Raw genomic sequence first — 10,403 nt, forward strand, 5'->3', positions numbered from 1 at the left:
GCCGGCCGGCGGGGCCGGCCCCGCGCACCGCCGCCGGGCGGCCCCCGCCCGCCCCGACACGGCGCGGAGCGCGCGTGGACGGCCGCGAACCGGGGCGCCGGTCACGCTGCGGAGCGACCACCCGGCCGGCCCGCCCCGCCCGACCGATATCCTGGCCGGGTGACATTTCCCGTAGTCGGCATGGTCGGCGGCGGCCAGCTCGCCCGTATGACCCACGAGGCGGGCATCCCCCTCGGCATCCGCTTCAGACTCCTCAGCGACACCCCCCAGGACTCGGCGGCGCAGGTCGTCCAGGACGTCCGCGTCGGTGACTACCGCGACCTCGCCACGCTGCGTGACTTCGCGCGCCGCTGCGACGTGATCACCTTCGATCACGAGCACGTCCCGGTGGAGCACCTCCGCGCGCTGGAGGCGGACGGCATCCCCGTGCGCCCCGGCCCCGACGCGCTGGTGCACGCCCAGGACAAGGGCGTCATGCGCGCCCGGCTCACCGCGCTCGGCATCCCGTGCCCGCGCCACCGCATCGTCTCCGACCCGGCCGACGTCCGGGCCTTCGCCGAGGACGAGCCCGGTGCCACCGGGTTCCCCGTGGTGCTGAAGACGGTCCGCGGCGGCTACGACGGCAAGGGCGTGTGGGTCGTCGACTCCGAGGCGGAGGCCGCCGAGCCGTTCCGCGCCGGGGTGCCCGTGCTCGCCGAGGAGAAGGTGCCCTTCACCCGCGAGCTGGCCGCCAACGTCGTGCGCTCGCCCCACGGGCAGGCCGTCGCCTACCCGGTGGTGGAGTCGGTGCAGGTCGGCGGGGTCTGCGACACCGTGATCGCCCCCGCTCCCGGGCTGGACCCCGAGTCCGCCTCGCAGGCCCAGCACCTGGCGCTCACCATCGCGCACGAGCTGGGCGTCGTCGGCCACCTCGCCGTCGAGCTGTTCGAGACCGCCGACGGTTCGGTGCTCGTCAACGAACTGGCGATGCGGCCGCACAATTCCGGCCACTGGACCCAGGACGGCGCCGTCACCTCCCAGTTCGCCAACCACCTGCGGGCCGTCCTCGACCTGCCGCTCGGCGACCCCCGCCCCCGCGCGCCCTGGACCGTGATGGCCAACGTGCTCGGCGGGGACTTCCCCGACATGTACCAGGGCTACCTGCACTGCCTGGCGCGCGACCCCGCGCTGCGCGTCCACATGTACGGCAAGGACGTGAAGCCGGGCCGCAAGGTCGGCCACGTCACCACCTACGGCACCGACCTGGCCCAGGTGCGCGAACGCGCCCGGCACGCCGCCGACTACCTCAGAGGAACGATCACCGAGTGAGCACCGAGCACCGCCTGGACCCGATCGTCGGCATCGTCATGGGTTCCGACAGCGACTGGCCCGTCATGGAGGCCGCCGCCACCGCCCTCGACGAGTTCGAGATCCCCTACGAGGTGGACGTCGTCTCCGCGCACCGCATGCCGCGCGAGATGGTCGCCTACGGCGAGGAGGCCGCCGGTCGGGGGCTGCGGGCGATCATCGCCGGCGCGGGCGGCGCCGCCCACCTGCCCGGAATGCTGGCCTCGGTCACCCCGCTGCCGGTGATCGGCGTGCCGGTGCCGCTGAAGTACCTGGACGGCATGGACTCGCTGCTCTCCATCGTGCAGATGCCGGCCGGTGTGCCGGTCGCCACCGTCTCCGTCGGCGGCGCCCGCAACGCCGGGCTGCTCGCCGCCCGCATCCTCGCCTCCCACGACCCGGTGCTCCTGGAGCGGATGAGCGACTTCCAGGAGCGGCTCAACGAGCAGGCGACCGAGAAGGGCCGGCGGCTGCGCGGCAAGGCCAACGGCGCGCAGCGCTTCGGCTTCGCCGGCGGCACCGAGGACAAGACCACCGGCGGTGCCCGTTGACCGGGACCCCCGGCACCCCGGCCCCCGACGACGCCACCGCGTCGGCCGGGGCGGGCGAGTCGGTTGACGGCGTCGCGCCGCTCACCCCCGTCGGCGCAGCCGCCGAGGACCCGGGGCTGCTCGCCCGCGCCCTGGAACTGCTCGCCGAGCACCCGGTGGTGGACGGCCACAACGACCTCCCCTGGGCGTTGCGTGAGCAGGTGGGGTACGACCTGGACCGCCGCGACGTCTCGCGCGACCAGAGCGAACACCTCCACACCGACCTGCCGCGGCTGCGCGCCGGCGGTGTGGGCGCGCAGTTCTGGTCGGTGTACGTGCGGACCGACCTCAGCGGCGACGCCGCGGTCAGCTCCTGCCTGGAGCAGATCGACGTGGTCCGTGCGATGCAGGACCGCTACCCCGACGACCTCGCCCCGGCGACGACCGCGGCCGGGATGGAGGCGGCGCGCCGCGAGGGCCGGATCGCCTCCCTGATGGGCGCCGAGGGCGGGCACTCCATCAACAACTCGATGGGCACCCTCCGCGGCCTGTACGAGCTGGGTGTGCGGTACATGACGCTCACCCACAACGACACGATCGACTGGGCGGACTCCGCCACCGACGAACCCCGCCACGACGGGCTCAGCCCGTTCGGCGAGGAGGTGGTGCGGGAGATGAACCGGCTGGGCATGCTGGTCGACCTCTCGCACGTCGCCGCGACGACGATGCGCGACGCGCTGCGCGTCTCCGAGGCGCCGGTGATCTTCTCGCACTCCTCGGCCCGCGCCGTCTGCGACCACCCGCGCAACGTCCCCGACGACGTGCTGGAGCGGCTGGCGGGCAACGGCGGCGTGGCGATGGCGACCTTCGTGCCGAAGTTCGTGCTGCCGGAGGCCGTGGAGTGGACCCGGCGCAGCGAGGCCGCCCTGGTGGCCGCCGGGCTGCACCCGCTGGACGGTTCCGGCGCGGGGCGCCGCGTCCTCGCCGCGTTCGAGGCGGACAACCCCCGGCCCGTCGCCACCCCGGCAACGGTGGCGGACCACCTCGACCACATGCGGGAGGTCGCCGGTGTCGACCACATCGGCATCGGGGGCGACTTCGACGGCACCTCGTTCCTGCCCGAGGGGCTGGACACCGTCGCCGGGTACCCGAACCTGATCGCCGAACTGCTGGGGCGCGGCTGGTCCGCGGCGGACCTCGCCAAGCTGACCTGGCGGAACGCGGTGCGGGTGCTGGGGGACGCCGAGGACGTCGCCGCCGAGCTGCGCCGCCACCGCGGCCCCTCGCTGGCGACGCCGGAGCGCCCGGCCGGCTGACCGGCTGACCACTGCGGGCCCGCCGGCCGCTTCCGGCCCGCCGCAGGCGGTGGGCCCGTACGACGACGCCCGGTGCGTCGGCCACCCGAGGCCGACCACCGGGCGCCCTCGTACCCGGGGCGGCGGGGCGGCGGGGAGGTGGAGCACCGGCGCGGCGGCGTCCACGGGCCGTTGGGGGCGCCCGCGGCGTCGCGGACCCGAAGTGTCCGCGACGGTCCCGATATCGGCGGGTGGTCTTTGGTCCCTAATGGGGCTTCTGCGGATGCATCGGACGGGGTCCTCGGCTGGTGACCGAGGTCACGCGTGACCCACCCGCCTCGTCCCGCCGCTCGCGGTGCCCGGTGTCACCGGGGGCCCAACTCGTCTACTGAATAAGCGAGTTGGAGCTTCCGGTCCGCGCGGGCTCGGTCACTCCTCGCAGGGCGGGGCGAACCCCGGGTGACGGTGTCGGACTTTTCGTGTTCTCGGCCACTGCCGCCCCGCTTGGCCTTTCTTGTGCTGCCCGATCCGCTGTGCCTACCGTGCTGCTCGCGCCGCACCACGCGGGGCGGCCCTACCGGACGCCGAGTCCTGTCACCGGTGAGGGATCAACGTGAGTACTTTCCGCACGACAGGAGCGGGGGACCCAATCTTGTGCCGGTGAGAGCCGGCTTGGGGTGAAGCCGCCTGCCGGTTCCCGTGACGTCGTGTCACGCGGAGCCGCCCGCGGCCGGGCACTTTCCGGCCCGAACCCGACAGCTCACCTCGTAGGCGTCGGAGAGGAGCACCGCCATGCCCGGACGCGGACGTCACCGTCACCAGCGCCCCAGTCGTATCGCCCGTATCTCCCTCGCGCTCACCGCCGGCTCCGCCGGTGTCGCCCTGCCGCTCATCGGCGCCGGCAGCGCCTCGGCCGCCCCGGTCGAGACCGCCGCCCCGGCCGCCTTCAGCACCCAGGTGGCCGAGCGCGCGGCCGTGGCCGCGGAGGCCGCCGCCGACGCGGCGGACGAGGCGACCGACTACACCGTCGTCACCGGCGACACCCTGTCCCGCATCGCCGACGCGCACGACGTGGACGGCGGCTGGGTCACCGTCTACGACGCCAACCGCGACGTCATCGGCGACAACCCCAACCTGATCTTCCCCGGCCAGGAGCTGGCCCTCGACGGCACCGCCGTCGAGACCGCCCCCGAGGCCGAGGTCGAGCAGCGCGCCGACCGCAGCGCCGAGCGTGCCGCGCCCGTCGAGGAGGAGCCGGTCGCCGAGGCCGCCCCCGTCGAGGAGGCCCCGGTGGCGGAGGCCCCCGTCGAGGAGGCCCCGGTCGAGGAGGCCCCGGCCCCGTCTGTCGGCGCGAGTGCCCCCGTCGACGCCTCCCCGAGCACCCCCTACCGCGCCTCGGGCGCGATGTGGGGCAGCGGTTACCACACCGGTGTCGACTTCTCCGCCTCCTCGGGCACCCCGGTGAAGTCGATCGCCCCGGGCACCGTCGTCTCCGCCGGCTGGGGTGGCGCCTACGGCAACGAGGTCGTCATCCGCCACGAGGACGGCCGGTACAGCCAGTACGCCCACCTCTCCTCGCTCTCCGTCAGCAACGGCCAGTCGGTCGGGGCGGGCGACCAGATCGGCAACGTCGGTTCCACCGGCAACAGCACCGGCCCGCACCTGCACTTCGAGGTCCGGACCGGCCCGTCCTACGGCTCCGACATCGACCCGCTGGGCTACCTCCGCGGCCTCGGCGTCTCCATCTGAGCCACCCGCGACCGGCACGGCCGGTACGGCACCGCCCCTGGGGGCCACCACGACCGTGGTGGCCCCCAGGGCCCGTTCCGGGCGCCGGTCGCCCCGCGGTCACGCACCCCCCGGCGGGCTCTGACCCGCCGCCGCGACCACGACCGGCCCCGCTGCCGGGCGGCGGCTGCGGACCGCCGCCCCGGCGCAGAGGACCACGGCGACGGCACCCACCACCACCGTGGCGGTGAAGGGCTCCCGCAACAGCAGCGCCGCCCACGCGACCGTGAGCACCGGCTGCACCAACTGCACCTGGCTGACGCGGGTCATCGGGCCCAGCGCCAGCCCCCGGTACCAGGCGAAGAAGCCCAGGAACATGCTCACCACCCCCAGGTAGGCGAAGGCCGCCCACTGCTCCGCCGTCGCCGACGGCAGGTGCGGCACGGCAGCGGCGACGGTCAGCGGCAGGGTGACGGGGGCGGCGAGCACCAGCGCCCAGGAGACCGTCCGCCAGGCGCCCAACTCCCGGGCGAGCAGCCCGCCCTCCGCGTACCCCACGGCGCCGGCGACCACCGCCGCGAGCAGCAGCAGGTCCGCGACGCCGCGCCCCCCGGCCCCGCCGCCCGCCACCGCCGCGAAGGCCACGGTGACGACCGCGCCCGCCGCGACAGCCGCCCAGAACCGGCGCGGCGGCCGCTCGCCGCCCCGCAGCGCCGCCACCGCGGCGGTCGCGGCCGGCAGCAGGGCGATCACCACCGCGCTGTGACCGGCCGGTGCGGTGGTCAGCGCCGCCGAGGTCAGCAGCGGGAAGCCGAGCACGATACCGGCGGCGACCACCGCCAGCCGCGCCCACTGGCCGCCGCGGGGGAGCGGGGAGCAGGTGACGGCCAGGGCGAGTGCGGCGAGCAGCGCCGCCACCACCGCGCGCCCGGCGCCGACGAACAGTGGCGGTAGCCCCGCCACGGCGATCCGGGTCAACGGCACGGTCAGCGAGAACGCCGCGACGCCGAGCAGTCCCCAGCGGAGACCGGCCGCCGTACCCGGTCCGGGGGAGTCGGCGGTGCGCACCCCGGAATCCGGCGGTAGCGGAGGGCGCACAAGGTCGGTAGCGCTACTCTGTCTCTTCATGAATGACGATAGCAGTGGGCGGATCGCGACGGAGCTCGCCGCCTGGATCGCCACCGCCCCGCCCGGCGCACAGCTGCCCCCCACCCGGGCGCTGGTCGCGCGGTACGGCGCCGGTCCGGTGACCGTGCAGCGGGCGCTGCGCACGCTGGCCGCGCGCGGCCTGGTCGAGAGCCGGCCCGGCGTCGGGACGTTCGTGCGCGCCGCCCGCGCCACCCGGCCCGAGGACTACGGCTGGCAGACCGCGGCGCTCGGGGCGGCGCCCTACCGGGCGACCCCGGTCTCGGCGGCGCTGCGGACCGTGCCGAACGACGTCATCGCCCTCCACTCCGGCTACCCGGACCGCGAACTGCTGCCGGAGCGGCTGGTGCGGTCCGCCTTCTCCCGCGCCGCACGCGGCGCGGGAGCGGTCGGCCGGCCGCCGTCCGCCGGTCTCCCCGAGCTGCAGGAGTGGTTCGCAGGAGAGCTGGCCGGCGCCACCCCGGCGGGGTCGGTGCCGCCCGCCCCGCGCGACGTCGTCGTCTTCCCCGGAAGCCAGAGCGGTCTCGGCACCGTCTTCCGGTCGCTGGTCGGCCCCGGCCGACCCCTGCTGGTGGAGTCGCCCACCTACTGGGGTGCGATGCTGGCGGCCCGCCGGTCGGGTGTGCCGCTCCACCCGGTGCCCAGCGGCACCGACGGCCCGGACCCGGAGGAGCTGGACCGGGCGTTCACCCGCACCGGCGCCCGCGTCTTCTACGCGCAGCCGACCTTCGCCAACCCGACCGGCGCCTGCTGGTCGCCCACCCGCGCCGCCGACGTGCTGGATGTGGTCCGGAGCCACGGCGCGTTCCTGGTGGAGGACGACTGGGCCCGGGACTTCGCCGTCGAGGGCACCCGGCCCCCCGCACCGCTGGCGGCGTTCGACGACGGCGGCCACGTGGTGCACCTCCGGTCGCTGACCAAGAGCGTCTCCCCGGCGGTGCGCGTCGCCGGGGTCGTGGCCCGGGGCCCGGCGCGGGAACGCATCCTCGCCGACGCCCGCGCCGGGGCGATGTACGTCAGCGGCCTGCTCCAGGCGGTCGCGCTGGACGTCGTGACCCAGCCGGCGTTCCGTACCCACCTGCGCGGGCTGGGCCGGCAACTGCTCGCCCGGCGTGACCTGCTGCTCGGCGCGGTACGCGAGCACATCCCGCAGGCGGAGGTCACCGTGCCCGCCGGCGGGCTCGCGCTGTGGCTGCGCCTGCCGGGCAGCACCGACCTGCCGCGGCTGGTCGCCGACTGCGAGGCGGCCGGCGTCGCGGTCCCCGCGGGCGACGAGTGGTTCCCCGCCGAGCCCACCGGGCCCCACCTGCGGCTCAACTACTCCGGGCCGCACCCCGCCGCCTTCCCCGAGGGGGCCCGGCTCATCGGCGCCGCGCTGGCCGCCCAGCACGCCGACCCGGCCGGCCGCGACTGACCGGCCGGGGGCGGTGGGAGAGGCGGCGGGCGGGGTGGCGGCCGCCGCGGGGCGGTCAGTCCCCGAGCCGCTGGTAGCGCCGGACGGCCAGGGGGGCGAACAGTGCGATCAGCGCCACCGGCCACGCCACCGCCAGCAGCAGCGCGTGCTGCGCCGCCCAGGAGTCGCTGCCGAACCCGGGGTTGCCGAACAGCTCGCGGATCGCCGCCACCGTCGCCGAGAGCGGGTTCCACTCCGCGACGGCGCCCAGCCAGCCCGGCATCAGCTCCGGCGCCACGAAGACGTTGGAGAGCGCGGTCAGCGGGAACGCCAGCGGGAAGACGATCACCCCGACGGTGTCCGGGTTGGGCACCAGCAGGCCGAGCCAGATCCCCGTCCACGTCACGGCCAGCCGCAGCAGCAGCACCAGCGCCAGCGCCAGCAGGGCGTTGCCCACCCCGTGGTGCCAGGTCCAACCGACCAGCAGGCCGCACCCCACCAGCACGGCGGTCTCCAGCAGCGCCCGCACCAGGTCGGCGGCGCTGCGGCCGGTCAGCAGGGCGGAGCGCGCCACCGGCATGGCCCGGAACCGGTCCACCACCCCGCGCCCGGCGTCGTTGGCGACGGCCGAGGCAGTGGCGCCCATGCCGTAGAGCATTGTCATGACGAAGACGCCCGGGACGAGGAACTCGCGGTAGGCGCTGCCGCTGGTGGCCATGCCCGCGCCGAAGACGTAGCCGAAGACCAGGATGAAGACGATCGGCAGCACGAAGTAGAGCGCGATCTCCTCGGGGGCGCGCGCCACGTGGGTGAGGTAGCGGCGGGTCATGGTGGCGCCGTCGGCGACCGCGCGCCGGCACCGCTCCACCGGGCCGCGCGGCGGTGCGACGGGCGCGGGGCGGAGGGCGCCGCCGGAGGTGACGGTAACCGTGCCGTGGCGGGGCCCGGGAGGTGTGGCTCGGTCGGTGCGACTCATGCCGCGGCCTCCTTCGGTTCCTGCCGGGCGGCGGGAGCCGCGCCCCGCGGGGCGGTGGTCAGGCGGAGGAAGACCTCGTCCAGCGTCGGCCGGCGGGTCCCGAGGTCGGTGAGGGCGATGCCCGCCCGCTCCACCTCGCGGGCCACGCCGGTGAGCACGGCGACCCGGTCGACGGCCGGCGCGCCGACGCGGCGGGTGTCGGGGTCGGTCTCGGCGGGGGCGCCGGCCACCTCGCCGACCAGCCGGGCGAGCTGCGGCAGGTCGGCGGCGTCCCGCGCCACGGCCTCCACCCGGTCGGCGCCGATCACGGCCTTCAGCGCGTCGGAGGTGCCCTCGGCGACCACCCGGCCGCGGTCCATCACGGAGATGCGGTCGGCCAGCAGGTCGGCCTCTTCCAGGTACTGCGTGGTCAGCAGCACCGTGGTGCCCTCCGCGGCGAGTTCGCGCACCGTGGCCCACACCTGCGCGCGACTGCGCGGGTCCAGGCCGGTGGTCGGCTCGTCGAGGAACAGCAGCGTGGGGGTGTGCACCAGTCCCACTGCCAGGTCGAGCCGCCGGCGGGTGCCCCCGGAGTAGCCGCCGGCCGAGCGGTCGGCCACCTCCCCGAGGTCGAACCGGTCGATCAGCTCCGCCGCCCGGCGGGCCGCCGCGCGCCGGTCCAGGCGGAGCAGCCGGCCGAACATCACCAGGTTCTGCCGGCCGCTCAGGGTCTCGTCCACCGCCGCGTACTGGCCGGTCAGCCCGATCATCCCCCGCAGGAGCTCCGCCTCGCGGCGGACGTCGCAGCCGCAGACCTCCGCCCGTCCGGCGTCGAACCCCGTGAGCGTGGTGAGCACCCGGACCGCGGTGGTCTTCCCCGCGCCGTTCGGGCCGAGCAGCCCGTGGACGGTGCCCTCGCCCACCCGGAGGTCCAGCCCGTCGAGCGCGGCGCGGCCGCCGTACCGCTTGACGAGCCCCTCCGCCCGGATCGCATCTGCCATGGTCACCCCTCCCCGCGGCCGGGCCAGGGCCCGACCGCAAAACTGTTTATGGCGTATACCTCGTGTACACCATACACGGTTTTAGGATGGCGGCATGAGCCCCGCCAAGCCCCCGCAGCGCACGCCGGAGCAGATGATCGACCTCTACTGGGGTGAGCCCCGGCGCGCCCGTCGCGGCCCGCAGGGCAGCCTCAGCGTGCGGCGGGTCGTCGAGGCCGCCGTCGCCGTCGCCGACGCGGAGGGGCTCGCGGCCGTCTCGATGCGACGCGTCGCCGAATCCCTCGGCGTGACCACCATGTCGCTCTACCGGTACGTCCCGGGCCGCCAGGAACTCTCGGAGCTGATGCTCGACCACGTCGGCGAGCCGCCCGACCCCGCCGCCCTGCCCGACGGCCGGCGCCCGCGGCTCGCGGCCATCGCGGGGGCGATGCGCGCCCGCTACCACCGGCACCCGTGGATGCTGGACGTCGCCATCACCGGGCCGCCCATGGGGCCCAACACCCTGGGCTGGATGGAGGCGATCCTCGCCACCCTGGAGGAGACCGGCCTCTCCGCGGCGGACGGCGTGCTCGTCCTGACCGTCCTGACCGGCTACATCCGCTACGACTCCGGCGTCGAACTGTCGATGGCCAAGGCCGAGTCGCGCACCGGGATCAGCGCCGAGGAATGGGGGAGCGCCTACGGCCGCGTGCTGGCGAACGTGGTGGACGACGGGCGGTTCCCCGCGCTCTCCCGCGCCGTGGCGGCCGGGGTCTTCTCCCACCCGAGCAACGGCGCGGAGGACTTCGCCTGGGGGCTGGAGTTCGTGCTCGACGGCGTCGATGCGCTGATCGCCTCCCGCGCGCCCGGCCGCCCCGGTGGCGCGGGGACGGGCGCGCGGGTCGCGGGCCCGGACGCAGCAGCCCCCGCGGGCGGGGGCCGGGGCAGTCCAGGACAACGGGGCCGAGGGTGGCTACCGCCATGGGGATCTCCGTTCGGTCGGGGGCGGGTTCCGGCGTGGCCGCGGGCAGGACGGCGCCGCGCCGTTAC

At 75.9% G+C, this 10,403-nt stretch carries 9 protein-coding genes and 1 riboswitch; of the genes, 6 read left to right on the top strand and 3 right to left on the bottom strand.

From position 1 onward, the window contains the following. Positions 1-159 precede the first annotated feature (159 nt). The 4 genes from HCN56_RS19385 to HCN56_RS19400 all read left to right on the top strand — a co-directional run bounded on the left by HCN56_RS19385 (position 160) and on the right by HCN56_RS19400 (position 4,900). Positions 160-1,308 (top strand): 5-(carboxyamino)imidazole ribonucleotide synthase, encoded by a 1,149-nt coding sequence (locus HCN56_RS19385; protein ID WP_312871301.1) that lies wholly within the window; start codon positions 160-162, stop codon positions 1,306-1,308. A gap of 38 nt (positions 1,309-1,346) precedes the next feature. Then, positions 1,347-1,877: a 5-(carboxyamino)imidazole ribonucleotide mutase gene (purE, locus tag HCN56_RS19390; protein WP_167972929.1), complete on the top strand. Its 531-nt coding sequence runs from the start codon at positions 1,347-1,349 to the stop codon at positions 1,875-1,877. 116 nt (positions 1,878-1,993) lie between these two features. Further along, complete coding sequence (locus HCN56_RS19395; RefSeq protein WP_167972931.1) at positions 1,994-3,172, top strand: dipeptidase; 1,179 nt, start codon at positions 1,994-1,996, stop codon at positions 3,170-3,172. Between the two features lie 587 nt (positions 3,173-3,759). Further along, positions 3,760-3,940, top strand: a riboswitch (cyclic di-AMP (ydaO/yuaA leader). 3 nt (positions 3,941-3,943) lie between these two features. Then, on the top strand, positions 3,944-4,900 hold the full coding sequence (locus HCN56_RS19400) for a M23 family metallopeptidase (RefSeq protein WP_167972919.1): 957 nt from the start codon (positions 3,944-3,946) through the stop codon (positions 4,898-4,900). A 99-nt stretch (positions 4,901-4,999) separates the two neighbouring features. On the opposite strand, the gene HCN56_RS19405 is transcribed toward HCN56_RS19400, so the two are convergent. Beyond that, positions 5,000-5,947 (bottom strand): DMT family transporter, encoded by a 948-nt coding sequence (locus HCN56_RS19405; RefSeq protein ID WP_312871302.1) that lies wholly within the window; start codon positions 5,945-5,947, stop codon positions 5,000-5,002. 58 nt (positions 5,948-6,005) lie between these two features. Here HCN56_RS19405 and HCN56_RS19410 point away from each other — a divergent pair, with 58 nt between their 5' ends. Next, complete coding sequence (locus tag HCN56_RS19410; RefSeq protein ID WP_167972923.1) at positions 6,006-7,439, top strand: aminotransferase-like domain-containing protein; 1,434 nt, start codon at positions 6,006-6,008, stop codon at positions 7,437-7,439. Positions 7,440-7,494: 55 nt separating this feature from the next. Here HCN56_RS19410 and HCN56_RS19415 read toward each other — a convergent pair whose 3' ends face one another. Beyond that, the gene (locus HCN56_RS19415; RefSeq protein ID WP_209312944.1) at positions 7,495-8,394 is read right to left on the bottom strand and encodes an ABC transporter permease; all 900 of its coding nucleotides are present in this window, start codon (positions 8,392-8,394) and stop codon (positions 7,495-7,497) included. Then, the gene (locus tag HCN56_RS19420; protein ID WP_167972924.1) at positions 8,391-9,374 is read right to left on the bottom strand and encodes an ATP-binding cassette domain-containing protein; all 984 of its coding nucleotides are present in this window, start codon (positions 9,372-9,374) and stop codon (positions 8,391-8,393) included. The genes HCN56_RS19415 and HCN56_RS19420 overlap by 4 nt, the downstream gene beginning before the upstream one ends. Positions 9,375-9,468: 94 nt before the next feature. Here HCN56_RS19420 and HCN56_RS19425 point away from each other — a divergent pair. Beyond that, positions 9,469-10,403: TetR/AcrR family transcriptional regulator C-terminal domain-containing protein (locus HCN56_RS19425; RefSeq protein WP_167972926.1), on the top strand; the 935-nt coding region annotated here is incomplete at its 3' end.

This window comes from Streptomyces lonarensis (genome assembly GCF_012033735.1).
Classification (GTDB): domain Bacteria; phylum Actinomycetota; class Actinomycetes; order Streptomycetales; family Streptomycetaceae; genus Streptomyces; species Streptomyces lonarensis.

What these genes read in the sequence shown, in the direction of transcription:
- purE (WP_167972929.1), top strand. Translation starts at nt 1,347, where the DNA reads ATGGGTTCCGACAGCGACTGGCCCGTCATGGAGGCCGCCGCCACCGCC.
- HCN56_RS19400 (WP_167972919.1), top strand. Translation starts at nt 3,944, where the DNA reads ATGCCCGGACGCGGACGTCACCGTCACCAGCGCCCCAGTCGTATCGCC.
- HCN56_RS19410 (WP_167972923.1), top strand. Translation starts at nt 6,006, where the DNA reads ATGAATGACGATAGCAGTGGGCGGATCGCGACGGAGCTCGCCGCCTGG.
- HCN56_RS19415 (WP_209312944.1), bottom strand. Translation starts at nt 8,394, where the DNA reads ATGAGTCGCACCGACCGAGCCACACCTCCCGGGCCCCGCCACGGCACG.
- HCN56_RS19420 (WP_167972924.1), bottom strand. Translation starts at nt 9,374, where the DNA reads ATGGCAGATGCGATCCGGGCGGAGGGGCTCGTCAAGCGGTACGGCGGC.